The sequence below is a fragment of the Azotobacter tropicalis genome, assembly GCF_059739045.1.
The window spans coordinates 3741856-3766052 of the sequence record NZ_AP046059.1 but is presented as its reverse complement, the minus strand read 5'-3'; the positions used below and the strand labels follow the sequence as shown (position 1 = coordinate 3766052).

The following is a 24197-nucleotide window of genomic DNA, read 5'->3' as shown; positions in this document are numbered from 1 at the left end:
AGTCCCTGTATGACGGCTGGTACAGCTACCCGCCTAACTTAATACACAACCCCCGCCCCCGGCAGGCCTCTCTGTAACCCTTTGTGTGCCTTATTTCGAACACCCGTACGGCTCATCAGCAGTCTAGGCTCCGCGAAAGCCGCGCGCGAGCAGATATTGTTCGCGAGAACGGTCACGGGAAGAGAGGGGCTTGCGCATCTGCACCCTGTCGAAGCCCTCGCGCACCCGCCGAAGGTATTGATCGAAGCCTTCGCCTTGGAAGATCTTGATCAAAAAATCGCCTCCCGGACGCAGAACCCGCCCGGCCAGATCCAACGCCAGCTCGCAGAGATACATGGCCCGTGGCTGGTCGGCTGCCTTCACTCCGCTCATATTGGGCGCCATATCGGACATCACAAGATCTACCGGTTGCCCGCCGATTGCTTCAAGGAGCAGGGCGAACACCGTATCGTCGGTGAAGTCTCCCTGAATGAAGGTCACATCCGGGATGCTGTCCATCGGCAAGATGTCCGAGGCAACCAGACGCCCTCTATCTCCGATCAACCGACTGGTCACCTGTGACCAGCCGCCCGGCGCGGCCCCCAGATCGACGACAGTCATGCCCGGCCGCAGGATGCGGTCCTTCTCTTGAATCTCCAACAGTTTGTAGCTGGCACGTGAACGATAACCATCCTTTTGCGCCATCTTCACATAGGGGTCATCAAAATGTTCTTTCAACCAGCGATGACTAGTCTTGGATCGGGCCACGGGCACCTCGTGTTTGGCTGGGCGGCCCCGGGTCGCTCGGGTAGACTAGGCCGCTTTTCAACAAGATCGGACGCAGGGGTCAGATTATGGCGCTCACTCAGGAGCAGAAGAAACATTTCAAATCCATCGGCCATCACCTGAAGCCTGTTTTGATCGTGGCCGAAAACGGTGTGACCGAAGGCGTTCTGGCCGAGCTTGAGCGAGCCCTGAACGATCACGAACTGATCAAGGTGAAGATCAACCTCGCCGAACGCGACGACCGCCAGGCGGTGGTTGCCGAACTCTGCGACGCATCCGGAAGCGAACTGGCGCAGGTGATCGGCAAGGTCGCCCTGCTCTACCGCAAGAACCCCAAGCCGAACAAGAACCTTTCGAACATCAGCCGCTTCCACCAGGCCTAAAGCAACCGATAGGCAACCAGAAATCCACCTGTGAGCGGGCTGCCAGTTACGACTTGGTGCTACACCAGATACCGTATGCCCAGGGAGCAACCCGGAAGACCGCTCCCTGCCTTTGTCGACGTCTTCGGCTCAGAGATGGCGGACTTCGATGATCTCGTATTCGACGGTGCCGCTTGGCGTCTTTACCGCCACAACATCGCCCTCTTCTTTGCCCACCAGGGCGCGGGCGATCGGCGAGCTGACCGACAGTTTGCCCTGTTTGATATCGGCCTCGTCGTCGCCGACGATCTGGTAGACCACGGTTTCGTCGGTCTCGACGTTGGCGATTTCAACGGTGACGCCGAAGATCACCTTCCCGGTATGGGGAATGGCCGTTACATCGATGACTTGCGCATTCTGCAGGCGTCCTTCGATGTCGCGGATCCGTGCCTCGACCATGCCCTGTTGCTCCCGGGCAGCGTGGTATTCGGCGTTCTCCTTGAGGTCACCCAGCTCGCGCGCCTCGGCGATCGCCTGGGTGATCTGCGGACGCAGTTCGGTTTTCAGATGCTTGAGTTCTTCCTCCAGGGCGCGCGCGCCCTGGACAGTCATCGGAAACTTGGTCATGCGTTGATTCCTGCATGGAGATCCTGCAGACGGCGCACGGTCTTCTCGGGACCGAACTTGAGCGCCTCACAGATCGCCTGACCACCGGCGATGGTGGTGGTGATGCAGATCTTGTGCTGCAGAGCGTTGCGACGGATCGAGAAGGAGTCGGCGATCGACTGACGCCCCTCGGTGGTATTGATGATTAGGGTGACCTCGTCGTTCTTGATCATATCGACCACATGGGGACGCCCCTCGGTCACCTTGTTCACCCGGCGAACCGGCAGGCCGGCCGCCTCTATCATGCGAGCGGTACCGGCAGTGGCCACCACTTCGAAGCCGAGGGCGACCAGGTTGCGCGCCACATCGGCAACGAACGGCTTGTCGTCCTCGCGCACGCTGATGAAGGCGCAGCCGCCGGTCGGCAGCGTCTCGCTGGCCCCCAGCTGGGCCTTGGCAAAAGCCTCGGCAAAACTGTCGCCGACCCCCATCACCTCGCCGGTGGACTTCATTTCCGGGCCAAGGATGGGATCGACGCCGGGGAACTTGGCGAACGGGAACACCGCTTCCTTAACGCTGAAGAACGGCGGAATGATTTCCTCGGTGAAACCGATTTCCCTGAGGGTCTTGCCCGCCATCACGCGGGCCGCGACCTTGGCCAGGGACTCACCGATGCACTTGGAGACGAAAGGTACGGTACGCGAGGCGCGCGGGTTCACTTCCAGCACGTAGATGTCCTCGCCCTGCACGGCCATCTGCACGTTCATCAGGCCGATCACACCGAGCTCCAGGGCCATTTTCTTGACCTGCTCGCGGATGTCGTCCTGGATATGTGCCGGCAGCGAATAGGGCGGCAGCGAGCAGGCCGAGTCGCCGGAGTGCACGCCGGCCTGTTCGATATGCTGCATGATCGCCCCAATCACCACGTTCTCGCCGTCGCAGACCGCGTCGATGTCGACCTCGATGGCGCAATTGAGGAAGTGATCCAGCAGCACCGGGCTGTCGTTGGACACCTGTACCGCCTCGCGCATGTAGCGCTTGAGCTCGTCCTCCTCATAGACGATTTCCATGGCCCGGCCGCCCAGCACATAGGACGGACGCACCACCAGCGGATAGCCGATCACCTTCGAGGCGGCGATGGCCTCGTCCTCGCTGCGGGCGGTGGCATTCGGCGGCTGGCGCAGGTTGAGACGCTCGACCATCTGCTGGAAGCGCTCGCGATCCTCGGCGCGGTCGATGGCGTCCGGGCTGGTACCGATGATCGGCACGCCAGCCTCTTCCAGGGCGCGGCAGATCTTCAGCGGGGTCTGGCCGCCGTACTGCACGATGACCCCCTTGGGCTGCTCGACACGGACGATCTCCAGCACGTCCTCCAGGGTCACCGGCTCGAAATACAGGCGATCGGACGTGTCGTAGTCGGTGGAGACGGTTTCCGGGTTGCAGTTGACCATGATGGTCTCGTAACCGTCTTCGCGCATGGCCAGCGCAGCATGCACGCAGCAGTAGTCGAACTCGATGCCCTGGCCGATACGGTTCGGCCCGCCGCCGATGACCATGATCTTGTCGCGGGACGACGGATTGGCCTCGCACTCTTCCTCATAGGTCGAGTACATGTAGGCGGTATCGGTGGCGAACTCGGCAGCACAGGTATCGACACGCTTGTACACCGGCTGCACCTTCAGCTTCTGCCGGTGGCTGCGCAGGTTCTTCTCGGTCACACCGAGCAGCTTGGCCAAGCGGGCGTCGGAAAAGCCCTTGCGCTTGAGCTTCCACATCAGGTTGCGGTCGATGCTGGAGAGACCGAGCGTCTTGACCCGCTCCTCCTCCTTGACCAGATCCTCGATCTGCACCAGGAACCAGGGATCGATCTTGGTCAACGCGAAGACATCATCGACGCTCTTGCCGGCGCGAAAGGCGTCGGCCACATACCAGATGCGCTCGGCGCCCGGCACGATCAGCTCGCGCTTGAGAATGCTCTCGGCTTCCGGGTTGCCCAGGTCCAGCTTGGGATCGAAACCGGCGACGCCGACCTCCAGACCACGCAGGGCCTTCTGCACCGACTCCTGGAAGGTACGGCCGATGGCCATTACCTCACCCACGGACTTCATCTGGGTAGTCAGGCGGGCATCGGCCTTGGGAAACTTCTCGAAGGCGAAGCGCGGCACCTTGGTGACCACGTAGTCGATGGCCGGCTCGAAGGAGGCCGGGGTACGGCCGCCGGTGATGTCGTTGGACAGTTCGTCGAGGGTATAGCCCACCGCCAGCTTGGCGGCGATCTTGGCGATCGGGAAGCCGGTGGCCTTGGAGGCCAGTGCCGAGGAGCGCGACACGCGCGGGTTCATCTCGATCACCACCATGCGGCCGTCGACCGGATTGATGCCGAACTGCACGTTGGAACCACCAGTTTCCACGCCAATCTCACGCAACACCGCAAGCGATGCGTTGCGCATGATCTGGTATTCCTTGTCGGTCAGGGTCTGCGCCGGGGCCACGGTGATCGAGTCGCCGGTATGCACACCCATCGGATCGAAGTTCTCGATCGAGCAGACGATGATGCAGTTGTCCTTCTTGTCGCGGACCACCTCCATCTCGTATTCCTTCCAGCCGATCAGCGATTCGTCGATCAACAGCTCGCTGGTCGGCGACAGGTCGAGACCGCGGGTGCAGATTTCCTCGAATTCTTCGCGGTTGTAGGCAATGCCACCACCGGTGCCGCCCATGGTGAAGCTGGGGCGGATGATGCAGGGGAAGCCGACCTTGTCGAGCACGCCATAGGCTTCGTCCATGCTGTGGGCGATGCCGGAGCGCGGACACTCCAGGCCGATCGCGCGCATGGCTTTGTCGAAGCGCGAGCGGTCTTCGGCCTTGTCGATGGTGTCGGCGTTGGCGCCGATCATCTCGACGCCGAACTTGGCCAGCACGCCGTGCTTTTCCAGCGCCAGGGCGCAGTTCAGCGCAGTCTGGCCGCCCATGGTCGGCAGCAGGGCGTCGGGGCGCTCCTTCTCGATGATCTTGGCCACGGTCTGCCACTTGATCGGCTCGATGTAGGTGGCATCGGCCATGGCCGGGTCGGTCATGATGGTGGCCGGGTTGGAGTTCACCAGAATGACGCGGAAGCCTTCTTCCTTCAGCGCCTTGCACGCCTGGGCGCCCGAGTAGTCGAACTCGCAGGCCTGGCCGATGACGATGGGGCCGGCACCAAGGATCAGGATGCTTTTAATGTCTGTACGTTTTGGCATGGTCTCTCACACGAATCCGTTGATCTGTCGGCAGGCTCAGCGACGCTTGGCCATTTCGGCGATGAAGCGGTCGAACAGCGGGGCCACGTCATGCGGACCCGGGCTGGCCTCCGGGTGGCCCTGGAAGCTGAAGGCCGACTTGTCGGTGCGCTCGATGCCCTGCAGGGTGCCGTCGAACAGTGACTTGTGGATCGGCCGCAGATTGGCCGGCAGCGTGCTCTCGTCCACGGCGAAACCGTGGTTCTGGCTGGTGATCATCACCGCACCGGTATCGAGATCCTGCACCGGGTGGTTGGCGCCATGATGGCCATGGCCCATCTTCACGGTCTTGGCACCGGAGGCCAGTGCCAGCAGTTGATGGCCGAGGCAGATGCCAAATACCGGGATGTCTGTCCCGAGGATGTCCCTGATCGCCTGGATCGCATAGTCGCACGGTTCGGGGTCGCCCGGCCCGTTGGACAGGAACACGCCGTCCGGACTCAGCGCCAGAACCTCGCTGGCCGGGGTCTGCGCCGGCACCACGGTCAAGCGGCAGCCGCGCGCCACCAGCATGCGCAGGATGTTCAGCTTGACGCCGAAGTCATAGGCGACCACATGGTAGGGCAACTTGCCGGCCGAGACTTCCGGATGGCTGTCGGTCGCCAGCGCCCAGACACCGGAGCGCCACTCGTAGGGCTCAGAGCAACTGACCACTTTGGCCAGGTCCATGCCTTTGAGGCCAGGGAAGCTGCGTGCCAGCTCCAGGGCTTTTTCCTCGGTAGCGTCGTCGGCGACCAGAATGCAGCCGTTCTGCGAACCTTTCTCGCGCAGGATGCGGGTCAGGCGGCGGGTATCGATGTCGGCAATGGCTACGCAGCCGTTTTCTCTGAGGTAGTCCGGCAGCGACTGCTTGTTGCGCCAATTGCTGGCCAGCAGCGGCAGGTCGCGAATGATCAGGCCGGCAGCCCACACGCGACCGGACTCGGCATCCTCCGGCGTGGTGCCGGTATTGCCAATGTGCGGGTAGGTCAGGGTGACGATCTGCTGCGCATACGAAGGATCGGTGAGGATTTCCTGATAGCCGGTCATGGCAGTGTTGAACACCACCTCGCCGATGGTCTGTCCATCGGCACCGATGGATTCGCCACGAAAGATGCTGCCATCAGCAAGGGCGAGAATGGCTGGCTTAGTCAAGAAGACCTCCCGGAAATCAAGCCTGATAGGGCATACGCAGGTTGTAAAAAAGCGGAATGACGTGTGGACACATCATCCCGCTCTTTTTCAGATTGTCTGCGTGCTTTTAGGTAGACACATTGGATTCCTAGAGTACAGGAAAAGGCCTTCCCGGTCTAGTAACCAACCATTTTGCTAGGTCTTTTCAGCGCAGCGCGAGTACATCCTGCATGTCGTACAGCGTAGGATCGCGCCCCTCCAACCAGAGTGCGGCACGCACTGCCCCCTTGGCAAAGGTCATGCGGCTGGAAGCCTTATGGGTAATCTCGACCCGCTCGCCTTCCGCGGCGAACAACACAGTATGGTCGCCGACAACATCGCCGGCGCGCACGGTGGCGAAGCCGATGGTTTCCCGCGCCCGGGCCCCCGTCTGGCCTTCGCGACCATATACCGCCACTTTCCGCAAATCGCGCCCCAGGGCACTGGCCACCACCTCGCCCATGCGCAGGGCGGTACCGGACGGCGCATCGACCTTGTGCCGGTGATGCGCCTCGATGATTTCGATGTCGACCTCGTCACCCAGCACCCGCGCCGCGGTATCCAGCAGCTTCAGGCACAGATTGACGCCGACGCTGAAGTTGGCGGCGAAGACGATCGGAATCTCCCGAGCCGCCTCGCTCAGTAGTTGCCGTTCGTCGACCGAAAAGCCGGTGGTGCCGATCACCATGGCCTTGCCGGCCCGGCGGCAGATTTCCAGATTCTTCAGGGTCACGGTCGGATGGGTGAAATCGATTAGAACGTCGAACTCGTCCAGCACTGCTCCCAGATCGCCCGACAGGGGCACACCGATCCGCCCCAGACCGGCCAGCTCGCCGGCATCGCCCCCCACCAAGGTGCTGTCCGGCCGAGCAACGGCCGCTGTCAGGCAGGCCCCCGGCGCCTGCTGCACCGCCTCGATCAGGGCCTTACCCATGCGCCCGGCGGCACCCATCACTGCAATACGTCGCATAACTCTGCTCCGGAAGGCGAGCGGGCCACGCCGCGCCGCCATCCTGTTCGGTTAAAGATCGTCGAAGAAGCGCTTCATGCCCTCGAACCAGCCGCTAGCCTTGGGCGAATGACTGCTGTTGCCCTGTAGACTGCTGCGGAACTCCTCGAGTAGTTCGCGTTGGCGCTTGCTCAGGTTGACCGGCGTCTCCACCACCACCCGGCACATCAGGTCGCCCGCCGCGCCGCCACGCACTGGAGCCACACCCTTACCGCGCAGGCGGAACAGCTTGCCGGTCTGGGTGCCCTCCGGAATCTTCAGCTTGACCCGACCATCCAGGGTGGGAACCTCCAGCTCACCACCGAGCGCCGCGTCGGCGAAGCTGATCGGCACCTCGCAATACAGATGCTTGCCGTCACGCTGGAAGATCGGGTGCTCGCGCACGCTGACCACGACATAGAGGTCGCCGGATGGCCCCCCCAGGGAGCCCGCTTCACCCTCGCCGGCCAGACGGATACGATCACCGCTGTCGACGCCGGCCGGCACTTTCACCGACAGGGTCTTGTGCTCCTCGACACGTCCCTGACCATGGCAGTCCGTACAAGGATCGGCAATCATCTTGCCGCTGCCATGGCAACGCGGACAGGTTTGCTGCACCGAGAAGAAGCCCTGCTGCATGCGCACCTGACCGATACCGCCGCAGGTCGTACAGGTGACCGGCGTGGTGCCCTTCTTCGCACCGCTGCCATCGCAGGTCTTGCAATGCACCAGGGTTGGGACACGAATGGTCACCGTCGTGCCGCGGACCGCCTCCTCCAGGTTGAGCTCCAGGGTGTAGCGCAGGTCGCTGCCGCGCTGCGGGCCGCCACGCGGGCCGCCGCGCCCGCCGCCGAAGAAATCGCTGAACACATCGCCGAAGATATCGGAGAAGTTGGCTCCGCCAGCGCCGAAACCGCCTCCCCCCATACTCTGGTCGACTCCGGCATGCCCGTACTGATCGTACGCGGTCCGCTTGCCGGTATCCGAGAGCACTTCGTAGGCCTCGTTGACCTCCTTGAATCGCTCCTCGGCCGACTTGTCGTCCGGATTACGATCGGGGTGGTACTTCATGGCCAGACGGCGATAAGCCTTCTTCAGCTCCGCCTCGTCGGCTCCCCGCTCGACCCCCAGCACTTCGTAATAGTCACGCTTCGCCATAAATCTCATGAACTCCGGATTCGTCTGCCCCAGACACGCCGACGCGGGAGCAAGCCCCCGCGCGGCGGTTCAGGCCCCTCGCAAGCGACGGGCCGGGACGGAAGCAAGCGTGCTGCTTACTTGTTGCCCTTGCTGTCCTTGACCTCTTCGAACTCGGCGTCCACCACATCGTCCGCCGCGCCCTTGGCCTTCTCGCCCCCTTGGGCAGCCTCGCCGGACTCGGCCTGCTCGGCATACATCTTCTGCGCCAGCGGCGCAGTAGCCTGGGACAGGGCGTTCATCTGAGATTCGATCCGGGCCTTGTCGTCGCCCTTGAGTGCCGCCTCCAGATCGGTGACCGCCTTCTCGATGGCTACCTTCTCATCCGCGCTGACCTTGTCACCTGCCTCGGAGATCATCTTGCGGGTGGCATGTACCAGCTGGTCACCCTGGTTGCGCACGGACACCAGCTCTTCGAACTTGCGGTCTTCCTCGGCATTGGCCTCGGCATCGCGCACCATCTGCTGAATCTCCTCCTCGGACAGGCCGGAATTGGCCTTGATCACGATGGATTGATGCTTGCCGGTGGCCTTGTCCTTGGCGGACACGTGCAGAATGCCGTTGGCGTCGATATCGAAAGTGACCTCGATCTGCGGCACGCCACGCGGCGCCGGCGGGATGTCGGCCAAATCGAAGCGCCCCAGCGACTTGTTCTGTGCGGCCTGCTTGCGTTCGCCCTGCAGCACGTGGATGGTCACGGCGTTCTGGTTGTCGTCGGCGGTTGAGAACACCTGCGACTTCTTGGTCGGAATAGTGGTGTTCTTCTCGATCAGCGGGGTCATCACGCCGCCCAGGGTCTCGATGCCCAAGGTCAGCGGGGACACGTCGAGCAGCAGCACGTCCTTGACGTCGCCGGCCAGCACGGCGCCCTGGATGGCGGCGCCCATGGCCACGGCCTCGTCCGGATTGACGTCCTTGCGCGGCTCCTTGCCGAAGAACTCGGCGACCTTCTGCTGTACCAGCGGCATGCGGGTCTGGCCACCGACCAGGATCACCTCGTCGATCTTGCCCACGTCGATGCCGGCGTCCTTCAGGGCGATACGGCACGGCTCGATGGTGCGCTGCACCAGCTCCTCGACCAGGGCTTCCAGCTTGGCGCGGGAAATCTTCACGTTGAGGTGCTTCGGACCGGTCTGATCGGCCGTGATGTACGGCAGATTGACATCGGTCTGCTGACTGGAGGACAGCTCGATCTTGGCCTTCTCGGCAGCCTCCTTCAGGCGCTGCATGGCCAGCGGATCGCCCTTCAGGTCGATGCCGCTTTCCTTCTTGAATTCGTCGACGAGATAGTCGATCAGGCGGATGTCGAAGTCCTCGCCGCCAAGGAAGGTGTCGCCGTTGGTGGCCAGCACCTCGAACTGGTGCTCACCGTCGACCTCGGCGATTTCGATCACCGACACGTCGAAGGTACCGCCACCCAAGTCATAGACGATGATGGTGTGGTCGCCCTTGGCCTTGTCCATGCCGTAGGCCAGCGCCGCGGCGGTCGGCTCGTTGATGATCCGCTTGACGTCCAGACCGGCGATGCGGCCAGCGTCCTTGGTGGCCTGGCGCTGGCTGTCGTTGAAGTAGGCCGGCACGGTGATCACCGCTTCGGTGACCGGCTCGCCGAGGTAGTCCTCGGCAGTCTTCTTCATCTTCTTCAGCACTTCGGCGCTGATCTGCGGCGGAGCCATCTTTTGGCCCTTCACCTCGACCCAGGCGTCACCATTATCGGCTTTGACGATTTTGTAGGGGACCAGCTTGATGTCCTTCTGCACCACCTCTTCTTCGAAGCGGCGACCGATCAGGCGCTTGACCGCATACAGCGTGTTTTGCGGGTTGGTCACTGCCTGGCGCTTGGCCGACTGCCCGACCAGGGTTTCGCCGTCGTTGCTGTAGGCGATGATCGACGGAGTGGTGCGTGCACCTTCCGCGTTCTCGATGACCTTGGCCACGCCGTTTTCCAGCACGGACACGCAGGAGTTGGTGGTGCCCAGGTCGATGCCGATGATTTTGCCCATATTCACTCTCCGAGAACTTTGATTCAGCAGGCCACTGAAAGCCACTGTGCTAATCGTTTCACTGGCCTGTCGCCGTGCCTTGGAAGGCCAGGCGCGAAAGCCGATAAATGCATGCCCTTACAAATGGGGACGGGCCGTGCCATTTCAAGCCTGTCCGTTGTTCGAGGGCGCCGGCGCCTTGCTGACCACCACCATCGCCGGACGCAGCAAGCGACCGCTGAGCAGATAGCCTTTCTGGAACACCTTGAGCACGCTGCCCGGCTCGGCACTGGCGCTCTCTTCCATGGCCATCGCCTGATGATGTTCGGGGTTGAAGGGTTCGCCGTGGGGGTCGAGCTGCTCGAGCTGGTAGCGCTTGAGCACGTCATGGAACATCTTCAGGGTCAGCTCCATGCCTTCGCGCATCGGCCGGATCGACTCGTCGGCCGGATCGGACAGCTCGATACCGCGCTCGAGGCTGTCGACCACTCCCAGCAGATCCTGGGCGAAGCGCTCGAGGGCGAACTTGTGCGCCTTCTCCACATCCTGCTCGGCACGCCGGCGCACGTTCTGCAACTCTGCAGCGGCACGCAGGGACTGATCCTGAGCAGCAGCCAACTGCTCCTCCAACGCTTGCACGCGGGCAGCCAGGTCCTCGCCAGCAGGAGCACCTTCGCCGGCAGGAGCCGCCTCGGGCACCTGGTTATCGAGGTTCTGTTCGTCAGCCATGCATCTCTCCTTTCAAAAAGCGGCCACGGGCCACGGGCGTGGCTCGTGTTTCTGCCGCCCTATATGGGGATGCAATCCAACGCTTCAAGAGGAGTTGTGCAGCCCGCCGACATTTCACATGCGAACGAGTTGTCGGCATAAAATCGACTACTGTATATACACACAGAAATTGTATCCCGCGAGTCTTGCCATGCTGGTGCACCTGTCGATCCACAACTACGCCATCGTCGAACACCTGGACCTCGAGTTGGATGCAGGCATGACCGTCATTACCGGCGAGACCGGCGCCGGCAAGTCGATCATGCTCGATGCCCTCGGCCTGGCACTGGGCGACCGGGCCGACAGCGGCGCCGTACGACCGGGCGCGACCAAGGCGGACATCCTCGCCAGTTTCGATCTGACGACGATCCCCGAGGCACAGGCCTGGCTCGCCGAGCGAGATCTAGAGCGCGGAAGCCCGTGTATCCTGCGCCGGGTGATCACCGCCGAAGGACGGTCGCGCGCCTACATCAACGGCACGCCCTGCCCGCAGGGCGATCTGCGGGCACTCGGCGAACTGTTGATCGACGTCCACAGCCAGCACGAACACCAGTCCCTGCTGAAGAACGACACCCAGCGCCGCCTGCTCGACGAGTACGCCGGCGCCAGCGACCTGGCCCACCAAGTACGACTGGCCGCACAGCGCTGGCGGCAGACCCGCCAGGAGCTGGAAAGGCGATGCAGCGCCGGCGACGAACAGCGCGCCCGCCAGCAGTTGCTCAGCTATCAGCTGGAGGAACTGGAGAGTCTCGCCCTCGGCGACCACGAACTGGAGGAGTTGGAGACGGAACACAAGGCGCTGTCCAATGCCGAACACCTGCTCAGCAACTGCCGGCAGGTCATCGATCTGTGCAGCGAGAACGATGCCGGCAACGTGCTTTCCGCCCTGACCGCCAGCCTGCAGCGCCTGACCGGCCTGCAGGTGCAGCCCGGCCCGCTCGGCGAGGCAGTCGGCCTGCTGGCCAGCGCGCAGATCCAGGTCGAGGAGGCCGTCGGCGAATTGAACCGCTTCCTCGATCACTTCGATGTCGACCCGCAGCGCCAGCAGCGGGTCGAGGAGCGCCTTGATGCCATCTACAGCCTGGCGCGCAAGCACCGGGTCCAGCCGCATGAGCTGATCCCCCTGCAGCAGCGGCTGCTGGACGAGTTGGCCGGCCTGAGCGCGGACGACGAAACGCTCGAGCGCCTCGACCGGGAGCTGGCAGCCTACACACGGCATTACCAGGAGAAAGCCCAAGAGCTGAGCGGCCTGCGGCAACAGGCCGCCGGACGCCTGGCTGCGGCCGTGGAGCAACAGATGCAGCGCCTGGGCATGCCCGGCGGACGCTTTGCCATCGAGCTGCATCCGTCCGGCTCGAACGAGCCTCACCCCAGGGACTCGAACAGATCGAATTCCTGGTCAGCGCCAACCCCGGGCAGCCACAGAAGCCTCTGGCCAAGGTGGCCTCGGGCGGCGAACTGTCGCGCATCAGCCTGGCGATTCAGGTGATCACCGCGCAGACCTCACGCACGCCGACGCTGGTCTTCGACGAAGTCGATGTCGGCATCGGCGGCCCGACCGCCGAAGTGGTTGGCCAGCTTCTGCGTCAACTCGGCCAGCACGGCCAGGTGCTGACTGTTACCCACCTGCCCCAGGTCGCTGCCCAGGGGCACCGCCACCTTTTCGTTCACAAGGCGCGCGGGATCGACGAAACCCGCACGGCAGTCACCCGCCTGGAGGGTGAGCCGCACATCAAGGAGTTGGCCCGCATGCTCGGTGGGCTCGAACTGACCGAGGAGTCCCTGGCCCATGCCCGCCGAATGATCGGCAGCGCCCAGGCCTGAGGGCTGCACCGGCCAAAACCAGGAAGGCGACTGTCCGGTCGCCTTCCTGTGCCTGATGCCGAGCGTTGGACTGCCTCGCGATTCAGGATTTCTTGCGCACGTAGAGCACCAGGTTGTGATCGACCAGCTCGAAGCCGTGCCGCTTGACGATCTCGCGCTGCAACTTCTCGATTTCCGGATCGTAGAATTCGATTACCTCACCGGAGTCCACACAGACCATGTGGTCGTGATGACCGCTGTCGGCCAGCTCGAACACCGCATGTCCGCCATCGAAATTGTGCCGGACCACCAACCCAGCCGCCTCGAACTGGGTCAGTACCCGATAGACCGTCGCCAGTCCCACGTCTTCCCCGGCTTCCATCAACGCCTTGTAGACATCCTCCGCACTCATATGGCGATGCCCGGCAGAGTCGAGCATCTGCAAGATCTTGACGCGCGGCAGGGTAACTTTCAGACCGGCTTTACGCAGTTCGTTATTTTCAACCATGGTCGGCTTTCTTGCTGCTGCTTCGCAGCCTCCTTCAATGCAGGTATTATCAGGGATTAGTTGCCTCAGCAGATAGCGGAACTCTCCCAGCAATGCAAAACACCAAGCTCATGCTGACCAGTCTACCCCTCGTGGGCCTGCTCGCTCTTGCCGGCTGCACGATTCCCGGGGTGTACAAAATCGACATTCAGCAGGGCAATGTCGTGACGCAGGACATGATAGACCAGTTGCGTCCCGGAATGACCCGCCGGCAAGTCCGGTTTGTTATGGGCAGTCCGCTGATCACCGACACTTTCCACCCGAATCGCTGGGACTATCTGTACAGCATCAAACCCGGTGGCGGTCAGCGGCTACAGGAGCGGGTCAGCCTGGTATTCGATAACAACGACCTGCTGGTTGGCTTGGCCGGCGACTTCCTTCCCGGCGCCACGCGCGAAGAGGAAATCATGGGGCACACTGGCGGCGGTACCATCATCAAACGAGCGCCGACCGAGGAAGGCGAAGAGCCAGCCAAGCCCGGTTCCCTGCTCGAAGAGATCCAGCGCGAAGTGGACGAGGCGGAAAGCATGCCCGTGCCGACGGTCGAGCCCCTGGAACCCAGCCCGCAATAAAAGCCTGCCGAGCCTCAGCGCCCTACTTTTCTGGCGACTCCTCCCCCGCCTTGGCCCTGGCAGCCTTGGCGGCGCGCTGCTTGCGGACCTCCCTGGGATCGGCGATCAGCGGACGATAGATCTCCACCCGCTCCCCCTCCTCCAGCACGCGCTCCTCCGGCCTGCCCACCGCCTTGCCGAAAATCCCCAGGGGACTGCTCGCCAGATCCAGACCGGGAAAGTCCCGGTCGAGCCCGGAGCGCAACGCCGCCTCGCGCACCGTGGTGCCGCGCGGCACGCTCAGGCCGACCAGCCTCTGCCGGTCCGCCAGGGCATAGACGACCTCCACGGCAATGCTTTGCCTATCCATACAACTGCTTGGCCCGTTCGCAGAAGGCATCCACCAGGGTATTGGCCGCCTGGTTGAACAGCGGCCCGAGGGTCGCCTTGATCAACGGACCGGAGTAGTCGAAAGTCAGATCGAGACTGATCTTGCAGGCCTTCTCGCCGAGCGCCTTGAACTCCCAGAAACCATGCAGGTGGGCGAAGGGCCCTTCCTCCAGGCTCATCTCGATGCTTTGTCCCGGCTGCAGAGCGTTGCGAGTGAGAAAGCGCTGACTCAAGCCGCCCTTGGCCACCTCCAGCCTGGCACGCATGTGCGTCTCGCTGGCCTCCAGCACCTCGGCGGCGCTGCACCAGGGCAGAAAATCCGGATAGCGCGCCACGTCGTTGACCAGATCGTAAAGAGCACGCGCCGGAAAAGGCAGCAGTGCCGAGCGGTGTATGCGAGTCGCCATTCAATGAACTCTCGGTTACTTCGTCAATATCGCCGCAAGGGAATGCCCGGAACCAAGACAAGGGCACGATCGGCCCGGCCGGCGCCCCGCAGCCACAGCCGCATGCAAAAGCGATCGGGCATTGTCCGAAATTAGCAGCCACCCCTCAAGCTCGGTGTCGCCAGCCCGCTTGCAAGTGCCTATAATGCGCGCCCTATGGCTAAGCAAAAGAAACACCCTCAGGGCAACATCGCGCAGAACAAGAAGGCGCTGCACGACTACTTCATCGAGCAGAAGTTCGAGGCCGGCCTGGCCTTGGCTGGCTGGGAGGTGAAGAGCCTGCGCGCCGGCAAGGCACAACTGGTCGACAGCTACGTGCTGCTGAAGGATGGCGAGGCCTGGCTGATGGGCAGCCACATCACGCCCCTGAAGACAGCCAGCACCCACGTGATCGCCGATCCCACCCGCACCCGCAAGCTGCTGCTGCACAAGCGCGAGCTCGGCAAGCTGTTCGGTGCCGTCCAGCAGAAGGGCTACGCCTGCGTCGCCCTCTCGCTGTACTGGAAGAAGCATCTGATCAAGTGCGAGGTCGCCCTGGCCAAGGGCAAGAAGGAATACGACAAGCGCGATACCGAGAAGGCCCGCGACTCCGACCGGGAAATCCAGCGCGCCATTCGCAGCAAGGGCAAGGAAGACTGATCGAGCTTTCGGGCGGCATCCTCGATGACGCCGCCCGCCCCGTCAACCCTCGACCAACCCCTGACGCCGTCGCGCCCGCGCCTCGCGCTGCGCCTCCTGCTGCACCTCGGCCAGCACCTCCTGCACATAATGGATGTGCCGGCTGGACACCGCCCGCGCCTCTTCGGCCCGCCCGCCGACGATTGCCTCGTACAGCTCGCGATGCTGCTGCATCAGCATGTCGCGGGTCTCGCCGCGCTGGGCATACATACCGCCGATATTGGTCACCACGTTGCGCCGGAGCAGGTCGAACAGGCCCTTGATAGTGTGCAACAGCACGGCATTGTGGCTGGCCTCGGCGATCGCCAGATGGAAACGCGCATCGGCCAAGCCCTCCTCGGCACCGCCGCCCGGCACCGGGGCGGCGTAGCACTGCTGTAGGCGCTCGAACGCCTTGCGCAGCCGCTCGTGATCGAGGGGCGTGGCGCGCTGCGCCGCATAGAAGGCGCAGGCCCCCTCCAGGGTATGGCGGAACTCCAGCAAATCGCGCTGCACTTCGCTGCTGTTCTCCAGCAGCTGCAACAGCGGATCACTGAAGGTCGAGCCCAGCGCTTCGGCCACATAGGTGCCGCCGCCCTGGCGACTAACCAGCAGGCCGCGCGCCGCCAGCTTCTGAATCGCCTCGCGCAGCGAGGGGCGCGACACGCCGAACTGTTCGGCCAGCACGCGCTCCGCCGGCAAGCGCTCGCCGGCCTTGAGCGACCCCTCGAGAATCATCGCCTCGAGGCGCTCGACGATATCGTCCGACAGACGGCGCTGCCGGACCGGGCCAAATCCCATTGCCTCCCCCTCCACTAGCTTGACCAGTTGACACCCCACCCACCACCAGCCCTCAAGCCTTCCTCGTGAAGCCTATCCAAGCCGCCCCAACCCTAACAACGAGCGGCACCAAGAAAAGCCCACGACAAAAGTCGCGAGAGGACAAATTGACACGACTCCCACACAAAAACTAATCTTGTCCGGCAACATTGTAAATTGGTATGACCAATTTAATCAACTGCAGCGACAGAAAAACCGGCTGCTGCCCGCCGCACAGTCCGGAACCTTCAGTCCTTACTGCGGCTGGGGTACGCCGCAGCGAGTCGTCGATCCCTCCAAAAACAATCAAGGGAGAACCCCCTATGCAAGCCTGGCAACAGCTCTACACACCGCTTGGCAGCCTCGGCCTATCGGCCCTGGCCGCCCTCGTCCCGATCGTATTCTTCTTCCTCGCCCTGGCCGTGTTCCGCCTCAAGGGACATGTGGCAGGCAGCATCACCCTGGCACTTTCCATCCTGGTCGCCATCTTCGCCTACGGCATGCCGGCCGACATGGCCCTGGCCGCCGCCGGCTACGGCTTCCTCTACGGCCTGTGGCCGATCGCCTGGATCATCGTCGCGGCGGTGTTCCTCTACAAACTCACCGTCAAGAGCGGCCAGTTCGAAGTGATCCGTAGCTCGGTGCTGTCGGTCACCGACGACCAGCGCCTGCAGGTGCTGCTGATCGGCTTCTCGTTCGGCGCCTTCCTCGAAGGCGCCGCCGGCTTCGGTGCCCCGGTGGCGATCACCGCCGCCCTGCTGGTCGGCCTCGGCCTCAACCCGCTGTACGCCGCCGGCCTGTGCCTGATCGCCAACACCGCGCCGGTGGCTTTCGGCGCCCTGGGCATCCCGATCACCGTCGCCGGCCAGGTCACCGGCATCGACGCCTTCAAGATCGGCGCCATGACCGGCCGCCAGCTGCCACTGCTGTCGATCTTCGTGCCGTTCTGGCTGGTGGCGATGATGGACGGCTGGCGCGGCATCAGGGAAACCTGGCCGGCCGCGCTGGTCGCCGGTGCCAGCTTCGCCGTGACCCAGTATTTCACCTCCAACTTCATGGGCCCGGAACTGCCGGACATCACCTCGGCGCTGGTCAGCCTGGTGTCGCTGACCCTGTTCCTCAAGGTCTGGCAACCCAAGCGCGCGGAAAGCGCCCAGGTGGTCGGCATCACCGCCGGCGGCGCCGCAGTGCTGGGCGGCTTCGGCGGCCCGCGCAACACCACTCCCTCGCCCTACAGTGCCGCACAGATCGTCAAGGCCTGGTCGCCGTTCCTGATCCTCACCGCGCTGGTCACCGTCTGGACCCTCAAGCCGTTCAAGGCGCTGTTCGCCGCCGACGGCGCGCTGCACGACCTGGTGCTCTACTTCGCCATCCCGCACCTCGACCAGCTGGTGATCAAGACCGCGCCGATCGTCGCCAAGGACACCTTCATCCCGGCGGTATTCAAGCTCGATCCGGTATCCGCCACCGGCACCGCGATCTTCCTTTCCGCGCTGCTGTCGATGCTGGTCCTCAAGGTCAACCTCAAAGATGGTCTGACCAGTTTCAAGGACACCCTGGTCGAACTGCGCTGGCCGATCCTGTCCATCGGCATGGTGCTGGCCTTCGCCTTCGTCACCAACTTCTCCGGCATGTCCAGCACCCTCGCCCTGGTACTGGCCGGCACCGGCGCGGCCTTCCCGTTCTTCTCGCCGCTGCTCGGCTGGCTGGGCGTGTTCCTGACCGGCTCGGACACCTCGTCCAACGCCCTGTTCGGCTCGCTGCAGGCCACTACCGCACACCAGATCGGCGTCAACGACACCCTGCTGGTGGCGGCCAACACCAGCGGCGGCGTGACCGGCAAGATGATCTCGCCGCAATCGATCGCCGTGGCCTGCGCCGCGACCGGCCTGGTCGGCAAGGAGTCGGATCTGTTCCGCTTCACCCTCAAGCACAGCCTGATCTTCGCCGTCTTCGTCGGCCTGATCACCCTGGCCCAGGCCTACGTGTTCACCGGCATGCTGGTGCACTGAACGAGCTGTTGCGTAAGCCATGCAGCGCCGGGAACTCCCCGGCGCCTGCCATCCGATAACCGGGCCAACCCGGAGGCATGCCCGATGAGCGAACTCTTCTACGACGCCGCGCCCAACGCCACCCGCGTGGCGCCGCCCCTGCCCGAGCCGCGCCGGTACCCGGCGCAGAAGCCGGGCCACGCCTACCTGTTCGGCACCTGCGTGCTCGACCTGTTCTTCCCCGAGGCCGGCCTCGACGCCATCCGCCTGCTCGAACGCGAAGGCATCCAGGTGCACTTCCCGCAGGAGCAGAGCTGCTGCGGCCAGCCGGCCTACACCTCGGGCTACACCGAGGAGGCGCGCCAGGTCGCCCGCGCCCAGCTGGCGCTGTTCGCCGAGGACTGGCCGCTGGTGGTGCCGTCCGGCTCCTGTGCCGGGATGATCCGCCACCACTACGTCGAGCTGTTCAAGGACGAGCCGGCCACCCTGCGCCAGGTGCAGGCGCTGGCCGCGCGCACCTTCGAGCTGGCCGAATTCCTCCTCCACGTCTGCAAGGTCGAGTTCAAGGACCGGGGCGAGCCGCAGAAGGTCGCCCTGCACACCTCCTGCTCGGCGCGCCGCGAGATGAACACCCACCTGCATGGCCGTGCCCTGCTCGCCCAGCTGGAACGGGTCGAGCGCGTCGAGCACGACCACGAGAGCGAATGCTGCGGCTTCGGCGGCACCTTCAGCGTGCGCATGCCGGACATCGCCGGCGCCATGGTCGCCGACAAGACCCGCGCCCTGAAGGACTCCGGCGCCGCCCAGGTGGTCAGCGCCGACTGCGGCTGCCTGCTCAACATCAACGGCGCGCTGGAGAAGCAGAACGAGACGCTGCGCGGCCAGCACCTGGCCAGCTTCCTCTGGAAACGCACTGGAGGTGGAGCATGAACAGCCAAGCCCGCATCCCCGCACTGGAGATTTCCAGCCGTACCCTCAAGCGCAACGCCCACGACGCCCTCGACGACGCCCAGCTGCGCGGCAACATGCGCAAGGCCATGGATTCGCTGATGGCCAAGCGCCTGGCCTCGATGCCGGACGAGCACGAGCGCGAACACCTGCGCGAAATGGGCAACCACGTGCGCGCCCGCGCCCTGTCCAAGCTGCCGGAGCTGCTGGAAAAACTGGAAGCCAACCTGACCCGCAACGGCGTGAAGGTGCACTGGGCGGAAACCGTGGACGAGGCCAACGCCATCGTCCTGCAGATCGCCGAGTCCCACCGGGCCAAGCAGGTGATCAAGGGCAAGTCGATGGTCAGCGAGGAAATGGAGATGAACCATTTCCTCGAAGGCCACGGCATCGAAGCCCTGGAATCCGACATGGGCGAGTACATCATCCAGCTCGACCACGAGAAGCCCACCCACATCATCATGCCGGCGATCCACAAGAACGCCCGGCAGGTCGCCGGCCTGTTCCACGACAAGCTCGGCGAGCCCTACACCGAGGATGTCGATGCGCTGATCCAGACCGGCCGGCGCGTGCTGCGCCAGAAGTTCTTCGAGGCCGACATCGGCGTCTCCGGGGTCAACTTCGCGGTGGCCGAGACCGGCACCCTGCTCTTGGTGGAGAACGAGGGCAACGGCCGCATGTCGACCGGCGTGCCGCCGGTGCACATCGCCGTCACCGGCATCGAGAAGGTGGTCGAGAACCTGCGCGACGTGGTGCCGCTCCTGTCGCTGCTGACCCGTTCGGCGCTCGGCCAGGGCATCACCACCTACGTCAACATGATCTCCGGGCCGCGCAAGGCCGGCGAGCTGGACGGCCCGCAGGAAGTCCACCTGGTGCTGCTCGACAACGGCCGCAGCCAGGCCTTCGCCGACGGCGAGCTGCGCCAGACCCTCAACTGCATCCGCTGCGGCGCCTGCATGAACCACTGCCCGGTCTACACCCGGATCGGCGGCCAGGCCTACGGCACCGTCTATCCCGGGCCGATCGGCAAGATCGTCTCGCCGCACCTGATGGGACTGGAGAACACCCCCGACCACCCGTCCGCCTCCTCGCTGTGCGGCGCCTGCGGCGAGGTCTGCCCGGTGAAGATCCCGATCCCCTCGCTGCTGCGCCGCCTGCGCGAGGAGAACATCAAGAAGCCGGATGCACCCAACTCGGTGATGCGCGGCCAGGGCAGCAAGTACTCGCCGCGCGAGCGCCTGTTGTGGAAGGGGTGGCGCCTGCTCAACACCTCGCCCCTGCTGTATCGCGCCTTCGGCTTCTTCGCCACCCGCCTGCGCGGCCTGACGCCAAGCAACCTCGGCCCCTGGACGCAGAACCACAGCGCACCGAAACCGGCTGCCCGCTCGCTGCACGAGCTGGCCCGCGAGCACCTGGAGGGCAAATGATGTCAGCCAAAGCCAATATCCTCGCCAAGCTGAGAAAGAGCCTCGAAGGCACCTCGCCGGTCGCCGACGACTACGACCTGGACCTGGTGACCCGGCCCTGGAGCTACCCGGCGGCGGAGCGCATCCCGCGCCTGCGCCAGCTGATGGAGGCGGTGCATACCGAAACCCACCTGACCACCACGGCCGAGTGGCCGGTGCTGCTGGAAAAGCTGCTCGCCGACAAGCAGCTGCCCAGCCTGCTGATCGCCCCGGCCACCGCCCACGGCGCGCAGCTCGCCGCGCACTTCGCCGGGCGCGAGGGCCTGCCGCGGCTCAAGGCCTACGATCGACCGATCGAGGAATGGAAGGCCGAGCTGTTCGACGACACCCCGGCCAGCCTGACCGGCACCCTCGGCGCCATCGCCGCCACCGGCAGCCTGATCCTCTGGCCGAACCGCGAGGAGCCGCGGCTGATGAGCCTGGTGCCGCCGGTACACTTCGCCCTGCTCAAGGCCAGCGAGGTCTACGACAACTTCTTCGAGGTGCAGCAGAAACAGCAGTGGGCCGCCGGCATGCCGACCAACGCCCTGCTGGTCTCCGGCCCCTCGAAGACCGCCGACATCGAGCAGGTGCTCGCCTACGGCGCCCACGGACCCAAGGATCTGGTCGTGTTGATCCTGGAGGATGCATGAGCCTGCCCGCTTCCTTTCTTAACGCCGTCGAACGCCTGATTCCCCGCGAGCGGCGCTTCGACGACCCGCTCTCCACCCTGGCCTTCGGTACCGACGCCAGTTTCTACCGGCTGATCCCCAAGCTGGTCGTGCGCGTCGAGTCCGAGGCCGAGGTGGTCAAGCTGCTGCGCCTGGCCTCTGCCTCCCGCGTGCCGGTGACCTTCCGTGCGGCCGGCACCAGTCTCTCCGGCCAGGCGGTGAGCGACTCGGTGCTGATCGTTCTCGGCGAGCAGTGGAACGGCCGCGACATCCGCAACGGCGGCGCGCAGATCCGCCTGCAGCCCGGGGTCATCGGCGCCCACGCCAACGCCGTGCTGGCTCCGCTGGGGCGCAAGATCGGTCCGGACCCGGCCTCGATCAATGCGGCGAAGATCGGCGGCATCGTCGCCAACAACTCCAGCGGCATGTGCTGCGGCACCGCGCAGAACAGCTACCACACCCTCGCCGCCCTGCGCCTGGTGCTGGCCGACGGCACCGTGCTGGACACCGAGGACCCGCTCAGCGTGGCGAGCTTCGAGGCCAGTCACGGCGAGCTGCTCGAACGGCTCGCCGAACTGGGCCGGCAGACCCGCGCCGACGAGACGCTGGCGGCGAAGATCCGCCACAAGTACCGGCTGAAGAACACCACCGGCCTGTCGCTCAACGCCCTGGTCGACTACGACCGGCCGCTGGACATCCTCAGCCACCTGATGGTCGGCTCCGAGGGCACCCTGGGCTTCATCAGCGCGGTGACCTACCACACCGTGCCCGAGCACCCGCACAAGGCCAGCGCGCTGATCGTCTTCCCCGACGTGGAAACCTGCTGCAACGCCGTGCCGGTGCTCAAGCAGCAGCCGGTCTCGGCGGTGGAACTGCTCGACCGGCGCAGCCTGCGCTCGGTGGAGAACATGAAGGGCATGCCGGACTGGGTGAGGGGCCTGTCCGCCACCGCCTGCGCCCTGCTGATCGAAACCCGTGCCTCCGGCCTCTCGCTGCTGGAGGAACAGATCGAGCGGATCGGCGCGTCCATCGCCGGCTTCCCGGTGGAGAAGCAGGTCGACTTCAGCAGCGACCCGGCCGTCTACAACCAGCTGTGGAAGATCCGCAAGGACACCTTCCCGGCGGTCGGCGCGGTACGCCAGACCGGCACCACGGTGATCATCGAGGACGTCACCTTCCCGATCGAGCGCCTGGCCGAGGGTGTCAACCGGCTGATCGAGCTGCTGGAAAAACATCATTACGACGAGGCGATCCTGTTCGGCCACGCCCTAGAGGGCAACCTGCACTTCGTCTTCACCCAGGGCTTCGACGAGCCGGCCCAGGTCGCCCGCTACGAGGCCTTCATGCAGGAAGTCGCGCAACTGGTGGCGGTGGAGTTCGGCGGCTCGCTGAAGGCCGAGCACGGCACCGGACGCAACATGGCGCCCTTCGTCGAGCTGGAATGGGGGCAGGACGCCTACCAGCTGATGTGGAAGATCAAACGCCTGCTCGACCCCAGGGGCATCCTCAACCCCGACGTGGTGCTCTCGGAAGATCCCCAGATCCACCTGAAGAACCTCAAGCCGCTGCCGGCCGCCGACGAGATCGTCGACAAGTGCATCGAATGCGGCTTCTGCGAGCCGGTCTGCCCGTCCCGCGGCCTGACCCTGACGCCGCGCCAGCGCATCGTCATGTGGCGCGACATCCAGGCCAGGCGGCGCGCCGGCGCCGGCAGCACCGCCCTGGAGAAGGCCTACCGCTACCAAGGCATCGACACCTGCGCGGCCACCGGCCTGTGCGCCCAGCGCTGCCCGGTGGGGATCAACACCGGCGACCTGGTGCGCAAGCTGCGCGGCCTGGAGGCCGGCCGCCAGAGCACCGCCGACTGGCTGGCCGAACACTTCGCCGCCAGCGTGCGCGCCTCGCGCCTGGTGCTGCTCGCCGCCGACGGCGCGCGCCGCCTGCTCGGTGCGCCGCGCCTGACGAAGCTCAGCGGCGCCTTGACCCGTCTCAGCGGCGGTCACCTGCCGCAGTGGACGCCGGCCATGCCGCAGCCGGTACGGCTGCAGCGCCGCGCTGCGCCGCAGCCCGACGAACGCCCGCGGGTGGTCTATCTCGCTGCCTGCGTGTCGCGCGCCATGGGCCCGGCCGGTAACGACAAGGAGCAGGTGCCGCTGATCGACAAGACCCGCGCCCTGTTGGAGAAAGCCGGCTACCAGGTGGTCTTTCCGCAGGCCCTGGACAAGCTCTGCTGCGGCCAGCCGTTCGCCTCCAAGGGCTATGCCGAGCAGGCCGAGCGCAAGCGCCGGGAAACCCTCGACGCCCTGCTCGAAGCCAGCCGCGGCGGGCTCGATCCGATCTACTGCGACACCAGTCCCTGCACCCTGCGGCTGGTCAAGGAATTGACCGACGAGCGCCTGAAGATCTTCGATCCGGTGAAATTCATCCGCACCTTCCTGCTCGACCGTCTCGACTTCGAGCCGCAGGACACACCGATCGCCGTGCACGTCACCTGCAGCACCCAGCACCTGGGCGAGGCCGAGGCGCTGATCGACATCGCCCGGCGCTGCGCCCGCGAGGTGGTGGTTCCGGAAGGCATCCACTGCTGCGGCTTCGCCGGCGACAAGGGCTTCACCAGCCCCGAGCTGAACGCCAATGCCCTGCGCAACCTGAAGGCAGCGGTGCAGTACTGCGAGGAAGGCGTCTCCACCAGCCGGACCTGCGAGATCGGTCTCAGCCGGCACAGCGGTCTCGATTACCACGGGCTGGTCTACCTGGTCGACCGGGTCAGCCGCGCCAAGGCCCGTCCGGCCTGAACCTACCGGGGCAGGGATGCCCCAGCGCCAAGCCGG

General features: G+C 64.7%; 20 protein-coding genes and 1 pseudogene. 9 read left to right on the top strand and 12 right to left on the bottom strand.

What is annotated here, in order from left to right; translation table 11 throughout:
• Window positions 1-123: 123 nt before the first annotated feature.
• Window positions 124-747, bottom strand: a complete 624-nt coding sequence (rlmE, locus tag Atro_RS17795) for a 23S rRNA (uridine(2552)-2'-O)-methyltransferase RlmE (protein WP_497924406.1) — start codon at window positions 745-747, stop codon at window positions 124-126.
• 86 nt (window positions 748-833) lie between these two features.
• On the opposite strand from rlmE, the gene yhbY reads away from it, so the two are divergent.
• On the top strand, window positions 834-1148 hold the full coding sequence (gene yhbY, locus Atro_RS17790; protein ID WP_497924404.1) for a ribosome assembly RNA-binding protein YhbY: 315 nt from the start codon (window positions 834-836) through the stop codon (window positions 1146-1148).
• Window positions 1149-1277: 129 nt separating this feature from the next.
• Here yhbY and greA read toward each other — a convergent pair whose 3' ends face one another.
• The 7 genes from greA to grpE form a co-directional block, all read right to left on the bottom strand.
• Entirely contained in the window at window positions 1278-1754 is a 477-nt protein-coding gene (gene greA, locus Atro_RS17785; protein WP_497924402.1) for a transcription elongation factor GreA, read from the bottom strand.
• Complete coding sequence (gene carB, locus Atro_RS17780) at window positions 1751-4972, bottom strand: carbamoyl-phosphate synthase large subunit (RefSeq protein WP_497924400.1); 3222 nt, start codon at window positions 4970-4972, stop codon at window positions 1751-1753. The genes greA and carB overlap by 4 nt, the downstream gene beginning before the upstream one ends.
• Before the next feature lie 36 nt (window positions 4973-5008).
• Window positions 5009-6145, bottom strand: a complete 1137-nt coding sequence (carA, locus tag Atro_RS17775) for a glutamine-hydrolyzing carbamoyl-phosphate synthase small subunit (RefSeq protein ID WP_497924398.1) — start codon at window positions 6143-6145, stop codon at window positions 5009-5011.
• 184 nt (window positions 6146-6329) lie between these two features.
• Complete coding sequence (gene dapB / locus Atro_RS17770) at window positions 6330-7133, bottom strand: 4-hydroxy-tetrahydrodipicolinate reductase (protein ID WP_497924396.1); 804 nt, start codon at window positions 7131-7133, stop codon at window positions 6330-6332.
• 51 nt (window positions 7134-7184) lie between these two features.
• Window positions 7185-8309 carry a molecular chaperone DnaJ gene (gene dnaJ / locus Atro_RS17765; RefSeq protein ID WP_497924394.1) on the bottom strand — a complete coding sequence of 375 codons (1125 nt, stop codon included), beginning with the start codon at window positions 8307-8309 and terminating at the stop codon, window positions 7185-7187.
• A 116-nt stretch (window positions 8310-8425) separates the two neighbouring features.
• The gene (dnaK, locus tag Atro_RS17760) at window positions 8426-10357 is read right to left on the bottom strand and encodes a molecular chaperone DnaK (RefSeq protein WP_497924392.1); all 1932 of its coding nucleotides are present in this window, start codon (window positions 10355-10357) and stop codon (window positions 8426-8428) included.
• Window positions 10358-10495: 138 nt separating this feature from the next.
• Window positions 10496-11059, bottom strand: a complete 564-nt coding sequence (gene grpE, locus Atro_RS17755; RefSeq protein ID WP_497924390.1) for a nucleotide exchange factor GrpE — start codon at window positions 11057-11059, stop codon at window positions 10496-10498.
• 190 nt (window positions 11060-11249) lie between these two features.
• Between grpE and recN the strand changes: the two are divergent.
• Window positions 11250-12922 (top strand): annotated as a pseudogene (gene recN, locus Atro_RS17750) (DNA repair protein RecN).
• Between the two features lie 82 nt (window positions 12923-13004).
• Here recN and fur read toward each other — a convergent pair.
• Window positions 13005-13409 carry a ferric iron uptake transcriptional regulator gene (gene fur, locus Atro_RS17745; RefSeq protein ID WP_497924388.1) on the bottom strand — a complete coding sequence of 135 codons (405 nt, stop codon included), beginning with the start codon at window positions 13407-13409 and terminating at the stop codon, window positions 13005-13007.
• A 92-nt stretch (window positions 13410-13501) separates the two neighbouring features.
• On the opposite strand from fur, the gene Atro_RS17740 reads away from it, so the two are divergent.
• Window positions 13502-14020, top strand: coding sequence for an outer membrane protein assembly factor BamE (locus Atro_RS17740; RefSeq protein WP_497924386.1), 519 nt, complete (start codon window positions 13502-13504; stop codon window positions 14018-14020).
• A 22-nt stretch (window positions 14021-14042) separates the two neighbouring features.
• On the opposite strand, the gene Atro_RS17735 is transcribed toward Atro_RS17740, so the two are convergent.
• Together Atro_RS17735 and Atro_RS17730 are read right to left on the bottom strand one after the other, a co-directional pair.
• Window positions 14043-14369, bottom strand: coding sequence for an RnfH family protein (locus Atro_RS17735; RefSeq protein ID WP_497924384.1), 327 nt, complete (start codon window positions 14367-14369; stop codon window positions 14043-14045).
• Window positions 14362-14796 carry a type II toxin-antitoxin system RatA family toxin gene (locus Atro_RS17730; RefSeq protein WP_497924382.1) on the bottom strand — a complete coding sequence of 145 codons (435 nt, stop codon included), beginning with the start codon at window positions 14794-14796 and terminating at the stop codon, window positions 14362-14364. Before Atro_RS17730 ends, Atro_RS17735 begins: the two co-directional genes overlap by 8 nt.
• 195 nt (window positions 14797-14991) lie before the next feature.
• Here Atro_RS17730 and smpB point away from each other — a divergent pair, with 195 nt between their 5' ends.
• Window positions 14992-15474 (top strand): SsrA-binding protein SmpB, encoded by a 483-nt coding sequence (gene smpB / locus Atro_RS17725; protein ID WP_497924380.1) that lies wholly within the window; start codon window positions 14992-14994, stop codon window positions 15472-15474.
• A gap of 42 nt (window positions 15475-15516) precedes the next feature.
• Here smpB and Atro_RS17720 read toward each other — a convergent pair whose 3' ends face one another.
• Entirely contained in the window at window positions 15517-16293 is a 777-nt protein-coding gene (locus Atro_RS17720; RefSeq protein WP_497924378.1) for an FCD domain-containing protein, read from the bottom strand.
• Between the two features lie 341 nt (window positions 16294-16634).
• On the opposite strand from Atro_RS17720, the gene Atro_RS17715 reads away from it, so the two are divergent.
• From Atro_RS17715 to Atro_RS17695, 5 genes are all read left to right on the top strand, one after another.
• Window positions 16635-18323, top strand: coding sequence for a lactate permease LctP family transporter (locus tag Atro_RS17715; RefSeq protein ID WP_497924376.1), 1689 nt, complete (start codon window positions 16635-16637; stop codon window positions 18321-18323).
• Window positions 18324-18407: 84 nt separating this feature from the next.
• Window positions 18408-19232 carry a (Fe-S)-binding protein gene (locus Atro_RS17710; protein ID WP_497924374.1) on the top strand — a complete coding sequence of 275 codons (825 nt, stop codon included), beginning with the start codon at window positions 18408-18410 and terminating at the stop codon, window positions 19230-19232.
• Window positions 19229-20677 (top strand): LutB/LldF family L-lactate oxidation iron-sulfur protein, encoded by a 1449-nt coding sequence (locus Atro_RS17705; protein ID WP_497924372.1) that lies wholly within the window; start codon window positions 19229-19231, stop codon window positions 20675-20677. Before Atro_RS17710 ends, Atro_RS17705 begins: the two co-directional genes overlap by 4 nt.
• Window positions 20677-21348: a LutC/YkgG family protein gene (locus tag Atro_RS17700; protein WP_497927701.1), complete on the top strand. Its 672-nt coding sequence runs from the start codon at window positions 20677-20679 to the stop codon at window positions 21346-21348. Before Atro_RS17705 ends, Atro_RS17700 begins: the two co-directional genes overlap by 1 nt.
• Window positions 21345-24161 (top strand): FAD-binding and (Fe-S)-binding domain-containing protein, encoded by a 2817-nt coding sequence (locus tag Atro_RS17695; protein ID WP_497924370.1) that lies wholly within the window; start codon window positions 21345-21347, stop codon window positions 24159-24161. Before Atro_RS17700 ends, Atro_RS17695 begins: the two co-directional genes overlap by 4 nt.
• Window positions 24162-24197 lie beyond the last annotated feature (36 nt).